This is a genomic window from Geodermatophilus obscurus, from assembly GCF_900143215.1.
Lineage (GTDB): Bacteria > Actinomycetota > Actinomycetes > Mycobacteriales > Geodermatophilaceae > Geodermatophilus > Geodermatophilus obscurus_A.
The window spans coordinates 180,591-197,143 of the sequence record NZ_FRDM01000007.1 but is presented as its reverse complement, the minus strand read 5'-3'; the positions used below and the strand labels follow the sequence as shown (position 1 = coordinate 197,143).

Below are 16,553 nucleotides of genomic sequence, written 5' to 3'. Positions count from 1 at the left end.
CGTCCACGCGTGGCCTCCCTGGGTGCGCTGAGCGCGACGAGCGACCCGGGACCTCCGGCGCTCGCCGCGGACGAGGCGCCGAACCCCTGGTTCGACCCGTCGTACGTGACCGACAACTGGAACACCATTGTGGGCCACCTCGGTCAGCACGTCAGGCTCACCGTCGGGGCGGTGCTGCTCGGGACGCTGATCGCGCTGCCCCTGGCGCTGCTCGCCCGGCGCAGCCGGCTGCTGACCGGCCCCGTCCTCGGGCTGAGCTCGGTCGTCTACACGATCCCGTCGCTGGCCCTGTTCGCCTTCCTCGCCCCGTTCACCGGGGCGCTGTCACCGGTCACGGTGCTGATCGGGCTGACCGTCTACACGCTCGTCATCCTGGTGCGGAACTTCCTCACCGGGCTGCAGGGGGTCCCGGCCGACGTGCGCGAGGCGGCCCGCGGCATGGGCTACGGCCCCGCGCGGCTGTTCCTCCGGGTCGACCTGCCGCTGGCGCTGCCGGCATTCATGGCCGGCCTGCGCATCGCCACGGTCTCGACCGTCGCGCTGGTCACGGTCGGGGTGATCACCGGCAACGGGGGGCTGGGACAGCTGATCATCGGGGGCCTCAACGCGAACTTCTACCGGGCCGAGATCGTCACCGGCGCGGTCGGCTGCGTGCTCCTCGCGCTGGTCGCCGACGTGCTGCTGGCCGGACTGGAGCGGCTGCTCACCCCGTGGACGCGGGTGACGCGGTGAGCGCCTTCGGCGACGCGTTCGTCTACCTCAACGACCCGTTCAACTGGACCCGGCCCGGCGGCATCCTCGACCTGCTGGTCCAGCACCTGCGGATCTCCGCGCTGGCCGTGCTGCTCGCCGCCCTCCTCGCCCTCCCCGCCGGGGTGCTGCTGGGCCGCAGCGGCCGCGGCGCCGGCGCGGTCGTCGTCCTGTCCAACGTCAGCCGCGCCGTCCCCACCCTCGCCCTGCTCACCGTGCTGGCGGTGACCCCGCTGGGCTTCAGCGAGACCGGCACCGTCCTGGCGCTGGCGGCCTTCGCCGTCCCGCCGATGCTGACCAACACCTACGTGGGGTTCCGCGAGGTCGACCACGACGTCCGCGAGGCGGCCCGCGCGATGGGCATGAGCCGCGGCCAGATGCTGACCCGGGTCGAGTTCCCGCTCGCCTCCCCCCTGGTCGCGACCGGCGTCCGGACGGCTGCGGTGCAGGTCGTCGCCACCGCAACCCTGGCCGCGCTCGTCGGCGGGGGAGGCCTCGGGCGGATCATCAACCTCGGCTTCGGCCAGCAGGACTTCGGCGAGATCCTCGCCGGCGCCGTGCTGGTGGCCGCCCTGGCGCTGCTCACCGAGCTGCTCCTGGTGCTCGTCTCGACGGCGGTCACGCCCGGCCCGCGGCGGTGGCCGCTGCGCCCGGTCCGGGCAGCGCGGACCGGGCGGCCGGAGCCGACGTCGTCCGGCGTACCGCTGTGATGAAGGACCCCTCTGCCCCCCACCGCTCGCAGGCTCGCGGCGGGACCCTGCAGAGGGTCCGTCCGTAACAACCGGGCAACACCTGGCCGGTGCACGTGGCCGTGTGGGGTGCTCCGGTTGTTGCATGGCGGGCGCGGGGTCCTCCCCGCCAGACACGCGCCGCGACCGTCGGTCGCGCGGGACACAGAAGGCGGGCCACATGCGCAGCCGTGCACGCACCCTCGTTCCCCTCGCCGTCGCCGGGCTCTTGCTGACCGCCTGTGGCGAGTCGGGCTCCTCGGGCACCGGCGGGGCCCAGGCCAGCAGCGGCGGCGCGTCCGGCGACGCCTGCGCCCCCGTGGCCGGCGACCAGCTCGTCGTGCTCGAGGACGACAAGCAGCTGCAGAACGCCGACAACGTCGTCCCGGCGGTCAACATGGCCACCGCGATGGCCAACCCGGCGCTGCTGCCCGCCCTCGACGCGGTGTCGGCGGCCATGACCACCGAGGAGCTGATCGAGCTCAACGCCGCCGTCGACCTCGAACGGCAGAGCGCCGAGGACGTCGCCGCGGGCTGGGTCGAGGAGAACGTCGACACCGCGGCGCTCGAGCAGGGCAGCGGCCCGATCGTCGTCGGCGGCGCGAACTTCACCGGGTCGACGATCCTGGCGAACGTCTACGCCGACGTGCTCGGCGCCGCGGGTTTCGACGCCTCGGTGCGCGAGGTCGGCAACCGCGAGCTGTACCTGCCCGCGCTGATCTCCGGCTCGGAGATCCAGGTCGTGCCGGAGTACCTGGCCACGGTGACCGACGAGCTCGACGAGCTGGCCAACGGCCCCAGCGATGACGGCCCGGCCACCGGCGACGTGCAGGAGACGCTGACCGCGCTGCGGCCGATCGCAGAGCAGGCCGGGCTGGTCTTCGGCGAGCCCTCCGAGGCCGCCGACGAGAACGCCTTCGCCGTCACCCAGGCCTTCGCCGACGGCCTCGGCGTCGCCACCCTGTCCGAGCTCGCCGACGCCTGCGGCGACGGCTCGCTGGTCCTCGGCGGCCCCACCGAGTGCCCGGAGCGGCCGCGGTGCCAGCCGGGCCTGGAGGAGACCTACGGTCTGCAGTTCGACGGTTTCCGCGAGCTGGACGCCGGTGGACCGCTCACCAAGGCGGCGCTGCAGCAGGGTGAGATCTCCATCGGCCTGGTCTTCAGCTCCGACGGGGCGCTGGCCCGGGGCTGACCGCCCGCCGGTCGGTACCAGCCGTCCTACCCCGGGCCGACCGGGTGCCGTACGACCCCGCCCTCGCCGGCCCCGGCGAGGGCGGGGTCGCAGTGGCGCCAGCGGGGTGACCGGCTCGAGGGCGCCCCGGCAGCACGTCGCGCCGTCCACCACCACGTCCGGTCCCGGACGACTGCTCACCCTGCGGTGGGGGTTGTCGCCCGGTCGTCCGCGCAGGGCTCAAGGAGAGCGCACCCGACGCCGATGGGCTGATGACTCTCCAGAGGAGGCCCTGTGATCATCCGTCGCCGGCCGGGAAGCCCCCCCGCCGCACCGCCGGGTCGGCACGTCCGGACCGGAACCCGTGCGCGCGGGCGGCTCGGCGTCCTCGCGGCGGCCGTGCCGATCGGCCTGGTCGCCAGCGGCACCCTGGTCTGGTCCTCCTCCCATGCGGCGTTCGTCGACACGACCGACAACCCCGGGAACTCGTGGGGGACCGGTGTGGTCCAGCTGGGCAGCGACCGCACCACCACCGCCCTGTTCACCACCGCCTCCGAGGGGCCCCTGGTGCCCGGTAGCGCCGGGTACAAGTGCATCACCGTCACCTACACCGGGAACGTCGACACCGCTGACACCGGCGTGCGCCTCTACGGGGCGCTCACGACGGGCAGCGCCGAGCTCGCCGACGCGCTGAGGATCACGGTGGAGACGTCCGCGACGTCCCTGGCCACCCCGCCCGACGCGGACTGCCGCCCCACCTTCGACGCGTCCCCGATCACCTACGCCACCCGGGCGCTCAGTGCCTTCCCCACCGGCTACGGCACGGGCATCGGCGATGCGAACGTCGACGGCCTGGGCGACTGGCGCCCGTCCGCGACGACGGACCGCTCGCGCACCTATCGGATCTCCTACAGCCTCCCCGCCGGTCCCCACCCCAGCAGCCTCCAGGGCAAGGAGGTCGGGATGACCTTCACCTGGGAGGTCCGCAGCGACGACACGCCCGGCGCCTGACACCGCACGCCGGCTCAAGCGCGTCCCCGACCGGCCGATGAGTCAAGGACCGGAAACGCCAGCACCCGGAGTCGAGGAACCCATGCCGCAGGACCGCGCCGCGACGGCCGGCAGGAGGAGCGCACGCCGCTCGCGCCCCGCCGCGCCTCCCCTCGCCGCGGCCGGCCCCGGGGTCGCCGCACTCCCGGCAGCTGGGCAGTTCCCGACCCCGCGGCCCACGGCCGTGGGTCGGCGGTCGCACGTGGTGCCGTCCGGACCGGTGCGCCGGTCATGAGGGAGCACCACGCCTCCCGGGGCCGCGCAGGGGGTGCCCGGCTGCGCCGGTCGGCGGCCCGCGCCGTGCTGGCCGGCTGCGCGGCCCTGCTCACCGCTGCCCTCGCCACCGCCGGCCCCGGCGAGGTCTGGGCGGCGTTCGCCGGCCCCACGGCGAACACGGGCAACGCGCTGGCGACCTCGGGCCTCTTCCCCGACTACCGGACCGCCGTCCAGGCCAGCGGCCCGGTCGTCCACCACTCCTTCGACGACCCCTACGGCAGCTCCGCCGCCGCGGCCCTCGCCGGCACCGCCGGCACGTACAACGGCGCCGCGGCCGCCTCCAACGCCAGCACGACGGCGATCGCGTCGAGCGCAGGCGGCCCCCGAGGGGCCGTCCGCTTCCCGGCCGGCACCCACGCCGCGGCCGACGCCCCCACCTCCCTCGACGGCGCCGCGGTGAACACGCTGGCGCTGACCATGGAGGCCTGGGTGCGCACCGGGTCGGGCGGAGCGGTGCTGAGCCTGCTCCCCGAGGGCTCCGACCCCGCCACCGGCCGGCCCCAGCTGTACGTCAACACGCTCGGTGAGGCCTGCATCGGGCTGGTCCTGGAGTCCCCGCGCACCCTGCAGGAGGTGTGCGGCTCCGACGCCGAGGACCCCAAGGTCTGGACCGCGGCGGACCAGGCCTCCCCTGCGTGGCACCACGTCGCCGCGGTGATCGACCCCGGCGGCGCGCCGGGCACGCAGATCAACGTCTACGTCGACGGGAGGCTCGCCTACGACCACGGGTTCTCGGCCACCTGGCCCCAGAGACTGGCCGGGCGGTTGCGCGTGGGCAGCGCGCCGATCCTGACCGACACCGCCGCGGCCCGCCCGGCGCCCGACACCTGGTCCGGGGCCGTCGACGAGGTCGCCGTCTACACCGAGGCGCTGAGCGCCGCAGAGATCAAGAAGCACCACGACCTCGGCACGGGCACCGTCACCGGCGACTACGCGGCGACGGTGACGGCGCTCTCCTCGCGCCACCTGTACTGGCCGCTCGACGGCGTCCCCGGCGCCGGCTCCGCGCGGGCCGTCGCCGACGCGTCCGGCAAGGGGCGCGCCGGGACGCACCACAGCTACCCCGACCTCCAGGCGGCCGGGGCCCGCACCGGGACGTCGCCCTCCGGGCTCGCCGTCGGGCTCAGCGGCGTCAACGACATCTCGACCGGCGCCAGCCGCACCACGCCCGCCGCCTTCTCCACCGAGGTGTGGTTCAACTCCTCCGGCGGCACGGGCCCGCTGGTCAGCTTCGGCTCCACCCAGACGGGTGTCGCGACGGCCCCGTACGGGGCCGTCTACCTCACCGGGAACGGGAACCTGGCGTTCAGCATCCGCACCCCCCAGCGGACCGTCGTCTCCGCGCGCGACCACCGCGACGGCACCTGGCACCTGGCGACCGCCACGATGAGCGAGGGCGGGCGCATGCGCCTGTACGTCGACGGCGTCCTGGTGGGGGAGGACGCGTCGGCCCCGACCGGGCCGATCGTGGGCTTCTGGCGCTGGGGCGGTGGCGGCGACTACAGCTCCTTCTCCACCCGGCCGGGCGCCGCGTTCTTCTCCGGCCGGCTGGACGAGGCGTCGGTGTACGACGGGGAGCTGACGCCGGAGGACGTCGCCATCCACTGGGGCGCCAGCTTCTAGGCGCCGGGCCGGGGCGGGGGGTTCCCGGCGGTCGACGATCCGTTCCGTGCTCGCGTGCCTCCGCACCGTTACCCTGTGCGCCATGCGGGGGGACCGGGACGACGCGTCGGTGCCCCGTTCCGGACCGGGTCTCACCGAACTGCGCACCACGAGCCTGGTCGCGGGCTTCCTCCTGGCCGTCGCGGCCACCGTCGTCGTCTTCCTCACCGAGGACCCGCAGGTGCTGCGGCTGGCCGTCGTCGCCGCGGCCTGGGCCTTTGTGCTCGCCGCGCTGGTCGCCTCCCGGCGCACCCCGGACGGCGCCTCGGCGGACGGCCCGGCGCAGGCGGCCGTCGAGCGGGCCGCCGTCGAGCTCGCGGACCTCCAGCGGGCGGCCGCCGAGCGCGAGGCCGAGCTCCGCCTGGCTCCCGAGCTGGAGCTGGAGCGCGAGGGCGCGGCCCGCCGGGAGCACGAACTCCGGCTGGAGAACGACCTCCGGCGCACCGCCGACCGGTCGATGCGCGCCGAGCTCGAGGCGCTGCGCACCGAGCTGGCCCAGGTCAGCGAGCTGCGGCGGGAGATGGCCCAACTGGCCGAGCTGCGCCGGGATCTCGCCGGCCTCGCCGAGCTGCGCCCCATCCTGGCCGGCCTCGACCTCACCGGGCTGGCCGAGCTGCGCACCGACGTCGGCCGGCTCCGCAGCGAGCTCACCGAGCAGCTGTCCGGCGAGATGCTCGTCGAGCGGGTGATGCTGCGGACCCAGTCCACCCGGACGGCCCCCGCGGCACCGGGAGCGACCGCTCCCTCGACCAGCGAGGCCGACGGTTGGAACCGGCCGGTGCCGGAGCTGACTGCCGCCTGGCCGGCCGTCCGGACCGACGAGCCGGCCCCGGGCACCCGCCGGCCGGAGGAGGTCCGGGTCGAGCCCCAGCGCCCGGCCGCACCACCGCCCCCGCTGGACCGGCCGGCCGGCCGATCGCTGCTCGACGCGCCACCTCCGCCGCACGCCGAGCCCGAGCCGCGGCGGCGCCGTACCGACGACCTCCTCCCCGTGGCCGCGCCCGTCGAGCAGCTGACCGTCGAGCGCCCGGTCGCCCAGCGGGAACGCCCGCCGGTTCCCGGGCCCGCCGCACCCGCCCCGGCGGCCGAGGCACCCGCCCCGGCGGCCGAGGCGCCCGCCCCGGCGGCCGAGGACTCGGCCAGGCGGCTGACCGAGCTGCTCGCCGAGAGCGGTCTCACCCCGCCGTCCGGCGGTCGCCGCCGGCGCCGCTACCGCGAGGACGGCGAGAGCGACGACGTCCTGGCGCGGGTGCTCGGCCGCAGCTGATCGGCCCCTCTGCAGGGTCCCGCCGCGAGCTCGCGAGCGGTGCGGTGGCGCCGTCCAGGGCCCCGGCCCGAGCGTGCGAAGGGTGGGGAGGACGGGGTCCTTCTCCCTTCTTCAGGCCGGACCGCGGGACAGCGCGCCGCCGTCGAGCACCAGGGTCTGACCGGTGACCCAGCCCGCGCCGTCACCGAGCAGGTAGGCCGCGGCCTCGCCGACGTCCTCGGGTTCGCCGAGCCGGCCCACCGGGTACTGCGCCGCCGCCTCGGCCTCCCGACCCTCGTAGAGCGCCCCGGCGAAGCGGGTCTTGACCACCGCGGGCGCGACCGCGTTCACCCGCACCGTGGGTCCGAGCTCCACCGCGAGCTGGGTGACCAGGTTGACCAGAGCCGCCTTGCTCACCCCGTAGCCGCCGATCATCGGCGAGGCCTTGAGCCCGGCCACCGAGGCGACGACCAGCACCGAGCCGCCGTGCTCGGCCATCCACGCCCGCCACGCCTCCTGCACCAGACCGAGCGTGCTGACGACGTTGGTGTCGAGGATCTTGCGGAAGCCGTCCAGGGGGAGGTCGACCAGCGGGCCGTAGACCGGGTTGATGCCGACGTTGCCGACCAGCACGTCCAGGCTGTCGAAGGTCTCGACGGCGGTGCGCACGGCCTCGGCGCGGTGTTCGGCGTCCCCGGCGTTCCCGGCGACGCCGACGGCCACCTCCGCGCCTCCCAGGGCGGTGACCGCCTCGGCCAACGCGTCGGGTCTGCGGCCGGTCACGACGACGCGCGCGCCCCGTGCCACCAGGCTCTGCGCGATCGCGAGGCCGATGCCCCGGCTCGCGCCGGTGACCAGCGCCGTCCGCCCCTCGAAGGTGCCCACCCGTGTCCTCTCGCCGTGCGTTCGCGGTCGCCGTCGGACACCGTAGGCGGCTCGGGAGGTGACCCAGACCACAGGGGGCAGGCGTTGCACGCGCCCCGAACCGGTCACACACTCGCCTTCGACGCGACACCCGCGTGACACACCTGGTCGCAGCGGGGCCCGCGCCGGCACCACCGCAGGACTGCAACACCCGACGGGCTCCAACGGCGGAGCCCGCGACCACGAGTCCGGTACCCGCGAGGGACTGGAACGAGAGGTGCACCGATGCCTGCTGCCCGCAGGACGCTCCGCGCTGCCGGTCTGACCCCGGCGGACACCGCTCCCGCCCGCCTCCGCGTCGGCGTCGTCGGCGCCGGGCGCGTCGGCGCCGTCCTCGGCGCCGCCCTCGCCGCCGCCGGCCACGACGTGGTCGCCGCCGCCGGCCTCTCCACCGCCTCCGCCGAACGCGCCGCCCGGCTGCTGCCCGGCGTACCGCTGCGGCCCACCGACGAGGTCGTGGCCGCCGCCGACCTCGTGGTGCTCGCCGTCCCCGACGACAGCCTGGCCGACCTGGTCTCCGGGCTGGCCGGGACCGGGATCTGGCGGGCCGGCCAGCTGGCCTTCCACACCTCCGGGGCGCACGGCCTCGCGGTCCTCGCCCCCGCCGCGCGGGCCGGCGTCCTGCCGCTGGCGCTGCACCCGGCCATGACCTTCACCGGAGCCCCCGAGGACGCCGACCGCCTCGCCGGTGCCCTCTTCGGCGTCACCGGCGCGCCGGAGCACCGTCCGGTGGCCGAGACCCTGGTCCTGGAGATGGGCGGCGAGCCCTTCTTCGTCGCCGAGGCCGACCGCGGGCTCTACCACGCGGCCCTCGTGACCGGCGCCAACCACCTGGTCACGCTGGTCGCCGAGGCCGCGGACCTGCTGCGCACCGCGGGTGTCGCCGAGCCGGGCCGCGTGCTCGCCCCACTGCTCACCGCCGCCCTCGACAACGGCCTGCGCCGCGGTGACCGCGGGCTCACCGGTCCGGTCAGCCGCGGGGACGTCGGCACCGTGCGGCAGCACCTGGACACCCTCACCGAGCGGGCGCCGGACTCGGTCGCGGCCTACGTCGCGCTCGCCCAGCGCACCACCGAGCGGGCGCTGGCGACCGGCCGGCTCAAGCGGCACGAGGGTGCCCCGCTGGTCGAACTGCTCGACGGGCACGTCCCGGGTTCCCTCGCGCGCGAGCGGGCGGAGGGCTGACCGTGGTCCTTCCGGAGGCAGGCTCCCGGTGAGCGCGCTACCGGCCACCCGCGCCACCGCCGTGCCGTCCACCCGCTCCGCCGCCGTCTCGTCCACCCGCCCCACCGCCCCGGCGGCTCCCGCCGTGGCCGAGACCGGGGCGGAGCTGCGCGGGCTCGTCGCCGAGCTGCCCGGCCCCGTCGCGCTGGTGCCCACGATGGGCGCCCTGCACGAGGGGCACCGCGCCCTCGTCCGCGCCGCGCGGGAACGGGCCGGCAGCGTCGTCGTCTCGGTCTTCGTCAACCCCACCCAGTTCGGCCCCGGCGAGGACTTCGACCGCTATCCACGCACCTGGGACGCCGACCTCGCCGCGCTGGCCGAGGAGGGCGCCGACGCCGTCCTCCACCCGCCGGTGGACGAGGTCTACCCACCCGGCGCGCTGGGCGTGACCGTCCACCCCGGCCCGCTCGGCGACGTGCTCGAGGGCGCCGTCCGCCCCGGCCACTTCGCCGGCGTGCTGACCGTCGTCGCCAAGCTGTTCGGCCTGGTCCGCCCGGACCTGGCCGTCTTCGGCGAGAAGGACTACCAGCAGCTCACGCTCATCCGGGCGATGGCCCGCGAGCTGGCGCTCGGCGTCGAGGTCGTCGGCGTGCCCACCGTCCGGGAGGACGACGGCATGGCGCTGTCCTCCCGCAACCGCTACCTCTCCCCGGAGCAGCGGGCCACCGCGGCCACCCTCTCGCGCGCGCTGCGCGCCGGGGCGGCCGCCGGCCCGCAGGGCGCCGACGCCGTCCTGGCCGCGGCCGCCGCCGTCCTCGCCGAGGCACCCGACCTGCTCCCGGACTACCTGGAGCTGACCGATCCGGACCTCGGGCCCCCGCCGGCCGCCGGCCCGGCCCGGCTGCTCGTCGCCGCCCGCGCCGGCAGCACCCGACTCATCGACAACACCGAGATCCAGCTGGGAGACCCGCGATGATGCGCACGATGCTCAAGTCCAAGATCCACCGTGCGACGGTCACCCAGGCCGACCTGCACTACGTGGGCTCGGTGACGATCGACGAGGACCTCCTCGATGCCGCCGATCTCCTCCCCGGCGAGCAGGTCGCGATCGTCGACGTCACCAACGGCGCGCGGCTGGAGACCTACGTCATCCCCGGCGAGCGGGGCAGTGGCGTCATCGGCATCAACGGCGCCGCCGCGCACCTGGTGCACCCCGGCGACCTGGTCATCCTGATCAGCTACGGGCTGGTGGACGAGACCGAGGCGAAGTCCTGCACTCCGAAGGTCGTGCACGTCGACGCCGCCAACCGCGTCGTCGAGCTCGGCGGCGACCCCTCGGCCCCGGTCCCCGGTGCAACGGACCACGGGCGGAGCCCGCTCGGCGCACCGGTCAGGTGAGCCAGCCCGCGAGGTCGCCCGTGGGCGCAGCACCACCCGGCGAGGAGGCCTGGTGACGACGTCGACGGTTCCCCGGGTCATCGGGCTGCCGGTGCGGCTGACCGCGCCGGCGCCCGGCTGGGAGCTCGCGGCCGACGTCTGCGTCGTCGGATCCGGCATCGCCGGGCTGTGCGTGGCGCTGCACGCCCGGGCGGCCGGGCTGTCGGTCGCCGTCGTCACCAAGGTCCGGGTGGACGACGGGTCGACCCGCTGGGCGCAGGGCGGCATCGCCGCTGTGCTGGATCCCGCCGACACCCCCGCGGCGCACGCCCGCGACACCGAGGTGGCCGGGGTGGGGCTGTGCGAGCCCGACGCCGTCTCGGTGTTGGTGCACGAGGGTCCCGAGCGGCTGCGCCAGCTGATCGGCTGGGGCGCCGCCTTCGACCGCGACCCCGCCGGCACGCTGCTGCTCACCCGCGAGGGCGGGCACTCCGCCGACCGGATCGTGCACGCCGGCGGAGACGCCACCGGCTCGGAGGTGCAGCGCGCGCTGCAGGACGCCGTCCGCGCCGATCCCGGGGTCACCCTCGTCGAGCACGCGATGGTGCTCGACCTGCTCACCGACGCCGCCGGCCGGGCCGCCGGGGTCACCCTGCACGTGCTGGGCGAGGGCAGCGCCGACGGCGTCGGCGCGGTGCGCGCCCGCGCGGTCGTGCTCGCCACCGGCGGCATGGGGCAGGTCTACGCCGCGACCACGAACCCGCCGGTCTCCACCGGGGACGGCGTGGCACTCGGGCTGCGCGCCGGAGCCGTCGCCACCGACCTGGAGTTCGTGCAGTTCCACCCGACCTCCCTCTACCTGGGCCCGGGCGCGCGCGGTCAGCAGCCGCTGGTCAGCGAGGCGCTGCGCGGCGAGGGCGCGGTGCTGCGCGACGGCGCGGGGGAGCGGTTCATGGTCGGCGCCCACCCCCTGGCCGAGCTGGCGCCCCGCGACGTCGTCGCCAAGGCCATCACCCGGGTTCAGCTGCGCGACGGCGTCGACCACGTGGAGCTCGACGCCCGCGGGGTCGCGGACCTCGCCCGGCGGTTCCCGACGATCGTGGCGAGCTGCCGCGCGGCCGGCATCGACCCGGTCACCGAGCTGATCCCGGTCACCCCGGCGGCGCACTACGCCTCGGGCGGCCTGGTCACCGACCTCGCCGGGCGGACGACGGTACCCGGCCTCTACGCCTGCGGTGAGGTGGCCTGCACCGGCGTGCACGGGGCCAACCGGCTCGCGTCGAACTCGCTGCTCGAGGGGCTGGTCTTCGCCGCGCGCATCGGCGCCGAGCTGGCCGAGCGGCTGCCGCCGCCGTCCCCCCTCGTGCCGCCGGACACCGCGCCGTCCGGGCTGCTCGACGCCGAGGGCCGCCGTGCGGTCACCGAGACGATGTCCGCCCACGTCGGCGCGCTGCGCAGCGGGACGGGGCTGGCCGAGGCGACCGGCCGGCTGGCCGCCCTGGCCGCCGGGCTCGACGCGGACCGGGTGGGCGGTGCGGGTGCACACGTGGCCCCCGGCGTGGCCGGCTGGGAGGCCACCGACCTGCTCACCGTCGCCACCGCGCTCGCCACCGCGGCCGCGGCCCGCGAGGAGACCCGCGGCTGCCACTGGCGCGAGGACCACCCCGACATCGAGGAGGACTGGCAGGTGCACCTGGACGTGCGGCTCGGCGAGGACGGCGCCCTGCAGGTGACCCGCCGCCCGGTGGGGACGCCGGGGGTGAGGGGCTGGTGAGCGAGCCTGCGAGCTCACCACTGGGGCGGGCGGGGCAGGAGTGGTGAGCGAGCCTGGGAGCTCACCGCTGGGGCGGGCGGGGGCGAGAGCGGTGACCGGCGATCCGCGCTCGCTGGAGGGCACCGGCCTGTCCGAGGCGTGGGTGGCCGAGCTGGTCGAGCGCACCCTGGTCGAGGACCTCACCGGCGGCGCCCCTCTGCCCAGCGCCCCGGACCTGGCCGTCGCGCACGACGTCACCAGCGCCGCCACCGTGCCGGCCGCGCAGCTGGGCACCGCGGACCTCGTGGCCCGCGCCGACGGCGTCGTCGCCGGCCTGCCGGTCGCCGCGCGCGTGTTCACCCGGCTCGCGCCCGGCGCCACGCTCACCGCGGGCGCCGCCGACGGGGACCGGGTGGTCCGGGGCGACGTGCTGCTGACCGTCCGCGGGCCGGTGCGCGCGCTGCTGGCCGCCGAGCGCAGCGCGCTGAACATCGCCAGCCGGGCCAGTGGCATCGCCACGCTCACCCGCCGGTGGGTCGACGCGGTCGAGGGCACCGGCGCCGTCGTCCTCGACACCCGCAAGACCACGCCCGGGCTGCGGCCGCTGGAGAAGTACGCCGTCCGCTGCGGCGGCGGGTCGAACAAGCGCATGGGGCTCTACGACGTCGCCATGGTCAAGGACAACCACGTCGCCGCCGCGGGCTCGGTGGCCGCGGCCGTCGCCGCGGTGCGCGAGCGGGCGCCCCGGGTGGGGGTGCAGGTGGAGGTCGACGTGCCCGCGCAGGCGGTCGAGGCGGTCGAGGCCGGCGCGGACTTCCTGCTCTGCGACAACATGGCGCCCGACGTCCTGCGTGAGGTCGTCGCGCTGGTCGGCGGGCGGGCCGAGCTGGAGGCCACCGGCGGGCTGACCCTGGAGGTCGCCAGGGCGGTCGCCGAGACCGGTGTCGACTACCTGTCGGTCGGCGGGCTCACCCACTCCGCGCCGATCCTCGACCTCGCGCTCGACCTGCGGGCGGGCTGACCGGTGCTGCTCACCGTCGACGTCGGCAACAGCCAGACCGTCCTGGCCACCTTCGACGGTGCGCGCCGGGTTGGCTGCTGGCGGGTGACGACGGCGCCCCGGGCCACCAGCGACGAGCTGCGGATGCTCTGGCGCGGGCTGCTGCGCGACACCGAGGTGACCGGGGTGTCGGCCTGCTCGACGGTGCCCGCGCTGCTCCCGGCGCTGCGCGCGCTGCTGGACTCCCTCGAGGTGCCGGTCGTCCTCATCGGGCCGGGCGTGCGGACCGGCGTCCCCCTGCACGTGGACAACCCGCGCGAGGTCGGTGCCGACCGCGTGGTCACCGCGTTGGCCGCCCACGAGCTCTACGGACGCCGTCCCGACGGTGGCGGGCGCCCGGTCGTCGTCGTCGACTTCGGCACCTCCACCAACGTCGACGCCGTGGGCCCCGACGGGCAGTTCCTCGGCGGCGCGCTGGCCCCCGGTGTCGAGGTCAGCCTGGAGGCGCTGGCCGCCCGCGCGGCGCAGCTGCGCTCGGTGGAGCTGACCGTGCCGCCACAGGCGATCGGCAAGAACACCGTCGCGGCGCTGCAGTCGGGCCTGGTGCTGGGCTTCGCCGGTCTGGTCGACGGGCTGGTGACCCGGATCGCCGCGGAGCTGGTCGCGCAGTTCGGCGTCGCGCCGGTCGTCGTGGCCACCGGCGGGCTGGCGCCCCTGGTGGCCGACAGCTGCCGCTCGATCGGTGAGCAGGAGCCCGATCTGACCGTGCACGGGCTGCGGCTGGCCTTCGAGCGGCACGAGGCCGGTCTCCGTTCCCCGCCCGGCCGGAGATCGACCTCCCCGTAGGGTGGCGACCCGTGACCGAGGTACCGCCTGGCTCTCCCGACGACGAACTGCCCGAACAGCTCCGGGTGCGCCGGGCGAAGCTGGACCGGATGCGCGAGGCCGGCGTCGACCCCTACCCGGTCGCCGTCGCCCGCACCACCACCCTGGCGGAGGTCCGGGCGGAGCACCCCGACCTCGAGCCGGACACGATGACCGGCGAGCGCGTCGGCGTCACCGGGCGGGTGATCTTCGTCCGCAACACCGGGAAGCTGTGCTTCGCGACGCTGCGCGAGGGCGACGCCGAGCTGCAGGTGATGCTCTCCCTCGACCGGGTCGGCGAGCAGTCGCTGGCCGTGTGGAAGGCCGACGTCGACCTCGGCGACCACGTGTTCGTCGAGGGTGAGGTCGGCACGTCGCGGCGCGGCGAGCTCTCGGTGTTCGCCGACGCCTGGCAGCTGACCGCCAAGGCGCTGCGGCCGCTGCCGGTGGCGCACAAGCCGATGAGCGAGGAACTGCGTGTCCGCCGTCGGTACGTCGATCTCATCGTCCGCGACGAGGCGCGCCGGACCGTCCGTCAGCGCGCCACGGTGATGTCGACGCTGCGGCGGGAACTGGCCGGGCGCGGCTATCTCGAGGTCGAGACGCCCATGTTGCAGACCGTGCACGGGGGCGCCGCCGCGCGGCCGTTCCGGACGCACATGAACGCATTCGACCTCGACCTGTACCTGCGCATCGCACCGGAGCTGTTCCTCAAGCGGTGCATCGTCGGTGGGCTGGAACGCGTCTTCGAGATCAACCGCAACTTCCGCAACGAGGGTGTCGACAGCACCCACTCGCCGGAGTTCGCGATGCTCGAGGCCTACCAGGCCTATGCCGACTACCAGGCGATGGCGACGCTCACCCGCGAACTGACCCAGGAATGCTGCGAGGCGTTGTTCGGCGACCACGTTGCGCGACACAACGACGGCACCGAGATCGACCTGTCGGGGGAGTGGCGGCAGGTGCCGCTCCACACGCTCGTCTCCGACGCCGTCGACGAGGAGGTCACCCCCGGGACGCCGTCGGAGACGCTGCGCGCCCTCGCCGAGCGGCACGACGTCAAGGTCGACCCGGCGTGGGTCCCGGGCAAGGTCGTCGAGGAGTTGTTCGAGGCGCTCGTCCAGGACACGCTGCAGGAGCCGACCTTCGTCGTCGACTACCCGCTGGACACCTCCCCGCTGACCCGTGCACACCGGTCGCAGCCGGGCCTGGCCGAGAAGTGGGATCTCTACATCGCCGGGGTGGAACGCGCGACGGCCTACTCCGAGCTGGTCGACCCGGTGGCGCAGCGCGAGCGCCTGGTCGCGCAGGCCGCGCTCGCGGCCAAGGGAGATCCCGAGGCGATGGCCTTCGACGAGGACTTCCTGGAGGCGCTCGAGTACGGGATGCCGCCGACCGGTGGCATGGGGATGGGCATGGACCGGCTCATGATGACGCTCACCGGATTGGGCATCCGGGAGACCATCCTCTTTCCGTTGGTGCGGCCGCTCTCCTCCTGATCCGGCAGCCCACTCTCTCACTCCATTGTGCGGGGGATGTGTTTCTCCGTGCCGTGAATGGTCTAGGGTCCTGTCCGACAGCGAAAAGGGCTGCGAGCTCGGGGGCAGCGGTCCCCGTTCTGCGGAGCGGTGTGGGAGTGGAGACGGCGAATGGCGCGCAAGGTGCAGGTCATCCTCAGTGACGACCTCGACGAGAACGTGCCCGCGGACGAGACGGTGAGTTTCTCGCTCGACGGCACGAACTACGAGATCGACCTGTCGGAGAAGAACGCGCAGGAGTTGCGAGACGCGTTCTCCCGTTATGTGCAGGCCGCGCGCAAGGTCGGTCGCGGCAGTGGCCGGGCCTCCGGCGGCGGCCGGTCGCGGGCCACCGGAGGCGGTGGCCGCATGGACCGCGAGCAGGCCGGCGCGATCCGCGACTGGGCGCGCAAGAACGGTCACGCGGTCAGCGACCGCGGGCGCATCCCGGCCAGCGTCGTCGAGGCCTACGAAGCCGCGCACTGAAGAAGGACCACCCTTCCCCCCGTGCCCCGCAGGCTCGGCACGGGGGGAAGGGTGGCCGTTCCAGTCCCTCACCGGGCTCGCGGTGAGGGACTGGACGGGGCCGCACGAGGCCGACCGGCGGCCCGGCATCCTCCCGAGGGTGCCGGGCCGCCGCCGTCCGCGCCGCAGTCATCTGCTCACGTCGCGTCACCAGCGGCCCGAGGCAGGGACTTTCGACCCTGGGGTGTTTCGGACTGAGTCGTAACGGTTGTGCCATGAGCCAGGACGCGGCCCGGACCACCGCTCCAGACGGCCCGGGGGCCGCCGTCGGCCGGGAAGCCGTCGACCCCAGCCCCCAGGCCCCGAGCTTCACCGCCAGCCTCGACCAGCGACAGGGCGTCATCCGGGCGAGGGGGCACCTCGACGTCCTCTCCGCGGACCTGCTGTGTGGCAGCATCGTCGCGCTGCAGCGCCAGGGGCACCGGCAGGTGACCGTCCGCCTCCAACCCCTGGCGACCGTCGACGACGACGCCCGGCAGCTGCTCGCAGGCCTCGCCGACACGCTGGCCGCCGACGGCGTGCGGCTGGTCGTCGAGTGAGCACCGT

Annotated in this window: 16 protein-coding genes; 15 read left to right on the top strand and 1 reads right to left on the bottom strand. The window is 75.5% G+C overall.

What is annotated here, in order from left to right; all coding sequences use genetic code 11:
* Positions 1-9 precede the first annotated feature (9 nt).
* From BUB17_RS09825 to BUB17_RS09800, 6 genes are all read left to right on the top strand, one after another.
* Positions 10-732 carry an ABC transporter permease gene (locus tag BUB17_RS09825; RefSeq protein WP_208983357.1) on the top strand — a complete coding sequence of 241 codons (723 nt, stop codon included), beginning with the start codon at positions 10-12 and terminating at the stop codon, positions 730-732.
* On the top strand, positions 729-1,460 hold the full coding sequence (locus tag BUB17_RS09820; protein ID WP_072917288.1) for an ABC transporter permease: 732 nt from the start codon (positions 729-731) through the stop codon (positions 1,458-1,460). Before BUB17_RS09825 ends, BUB17_RS09820 begins: the two co-directional genes overlap by 4 nt.
* 199 nt (positions 1,461-1,659) lie before the next feature.
* Positions 1,660-2,670, top strand: coding sequence for a glycine betaine ABC transporter substrate-binding protein (locus tag BUB17_RS09815; protein ID WP_072917163.1), 1,011 nt, complete (start codon positions 1,660-1,662; stop codon positions 2,668-2,670).
* Positions 2,671-3,048: 378 nt separating this feature from the next.
* Positions 3,049-3,660 (top strand): hypothetical protein, encoded by a 612-nt coding sequence (locus BUB17_RS09810; RefSeq protein WP_141242972.1) that lies wholly within the window; start codon positions 3,049-3,051, stop codon positions 3,658-3,660.
* 270 nt (positions 3,661-3,930) lie between these two features.
* Positions 3,931-5,598, top strand: coding sequence for a LamG domain-containing protein (locus BUB17_RS09805; protein WP_072917156.1), 1,668 nt, complete (start codon positions 3,931-3,933; stop codon positions 5,596-5,598).
* 82 nt (positions 5,599-5,680) lie between these two features.
* Entirely contained in the window at positions 5,681-6,904 is a 1,224-nt protein-coding gene (locus BUB17_RS09800) for a hypothetical protein (protein ID WP_141242971.1), read from the top strand.
* A gap of 111 nt (positions 6,905-7,015) precedes the next feature.
* On the opposite strand, the gene BUB17_RS09795 is transcribed toward BUB17_RS09800, so the two are convergent.
* Positions 7,016-7,768 carry an SDR family oxidoreductase gene (locus tag BUB17_RS09795; protein WP_072917149.1) on the bottom strand — a complete coding sequence of 251 codons (753 nt, stop codon included), beginning with the start codon at positions 7,766-7,768 and terminating at the stop codon, positions 7,016-7,018.
* Between the two features lie 264 nt (positions 7,769-8,032).
* Here BUB17_RS09795 and BUB17_RS09790 point away from each other — a divergent pair, with 264 nt between their 5' ends.
* The 9 genes from BUB17_RS09790 to BUB17_RS09750 all read left to right on the top strand — a co-directional run bounded on the left by BUB17_RS09790 (position 8,033) and on the right by BUB17_RS09750 (position 16,546).
* Positions 8,033-8,992: a Rossmann-like and DUF2520 domain-containing protein gene (locus BUB17_RS09790; protein WP_175561325.1), complete on the top strand. Its 960-nt coding sequence runs from the start codon at positions 8,033-8,035 to the stop codon at positions 8,990-8,992.
* 28 nt (positions 8,993-9,020) lie between these two features.
* Complete coding sequence (panC, locus tag BUB17_RS09785) at positions 9,021-9,947, top strand: pantoate--beta-alanine ligase (protein WP_244277096.1); 927 nt, start codon at positions 9,021-9,023, stop codon at positions 9,945-9,947.
* Positions 9,944-10,369 (top strand): aspartate 1-decarboxylase, encoded by a 426-nt coding sequence (panD, locus tag BUB17_RS09780; RefSeq protein WP_072917144.1) that lies wholly within the window; start codon positions 9,944-9,946, stop codon positions 10,367-10,369. Before panC ends, panD begins: the two co-directional genes overlap by 4 nt.
* Before the next feature lie 52 nt (positions 10,370-10,421).
* Positions 10,422-12,122 (top strand): L-aspartate oxidase, encoded by a 1,701-nt coding sequence (locus tag BUB17_RS09775; protein ID WP_072917123.1) that lies wholly within the window; start codon positions 10,422-10,424, stop codon positions 12,120-12,122.
* A gap of 43 nt (positions 12,123-12,165) precedes the next feature.
* Positions 12,166-13,122: a carboxylating nicotinate-nucleotide diphosphorylase gene (gene nadC, locus BUB17_RS09770; protein ID WP_244277092.1), complete on the top strand. Its 957-nt coding sequence runs from the start codon at positions 12,166-12,168 to the stop codon at positions 13,120-13,122.
* A 3-nt stretch (positions 13,123-13,125) separates the two neighbouring features.
* Positions 13,126-13,947, top strand: a complete 822-nt coding sequence (locus BUB17_RS09765) for a type III pantothenate kinase (RefSeq protein ID WP_072917120.1) — start codon at positions 13,126-13,128, stop codon at positions 13,945-13,947.
* A gap of 11 nt (positions 13,948-13,958) precedes the next feature.
* Complete coding sequence (gene lysS, locus BUB17_RS09760) at positions 13,959-15,464, top strand: lysine--tRNA ligase (RefSeq protein ID WP_072917118.1); 1,506 nt, start codon at positions 13,959-13,961, stop codon at positions 15,462-15,464.
* 150 nt (positions 15,465-15,614) lie between these two features.
* The gene (locus BUB17_RS09755) at positions 15,615-15,968 is read left to right on the top strand and encodes a histone-like nucleoid-structuring protein Lsr2 (protein ID WP_072917115.1); all 354 of its coding nucleotides are present in this window, start codon (positions 15,615-15,617) and stop codon (positions 15,966-15,968) included.
* A gap of 254 nt (positions 15,969-16,222) precedes the next feature.
* Positions 16,223-16,546: a hypothetical protein gene (locus tag BUB17_RS09750; protein WP_072917111.1), complete on the top strand. Its 324-nt coding sequence runs from the start codon at positions 16,223-16,225 to the stop codon at positions 16,544-16,546.
* The last annotated feature ends 7 nt before the right edge of the window (positions 16,547-16,553 follow it).

What these genes read in the sequence shown, in the direction of transcription:
- BUB17_RS09815 (WP_072917163.1), top strand. Translation starts at nt 1,660, where the DNA reads ATGCGCAGCCGTGCACGCACCCTCGTTCCCCTCGCCGTCGCCGGGCTC.
- BUB17_RS09805 (WP_072917156.1), top strand. Translation starts at nt 3,931, where the DNA reads ATGAGGGAGCACCACGCCTCCCGGGGCCGCGCAGGGGGTGCCCGGCTG.
- BUB17_RS09800 (WP_141242971.1), top strand. Translation starts at nt 5,681, where the DNA reads ATGCGGGGGGACCGGGACGACGCGTCGGTGCCCCGTTCCGGACCGGGT.
- BUB17_RS09790 (WP_175561325.1), top strand. Translation starts at nt 8,033, where the DNA reads ATGCCTGCTGCCCGCAGGACGCTCCGCGCTGCCGGTCTGACCCCGGCG.
- panD (WP_072917144.1), top strand. Translation starts at nt 9,944, where the DNA reads ATGATGCGCACGATGCTCAAGTCCAAGATCCACCGTGCGACGGTCACC.
- BUB17_RS09755 (WP_072917115.1), top strand. Translation starts at nt 15,615, where the DNA reads ATGGCGCGCAAGGTGCAGGTCATCCTCAGTGACGACCTCGACGAGAAC.
- BUB17_RS09750 (WP_072917111.1), top strand. Translation starts at nt 16,223, where the DNA reads ATGAGCCAGGACGCGGCCCGGACCACCGCTCCAGACGGCCCGGGGGCC.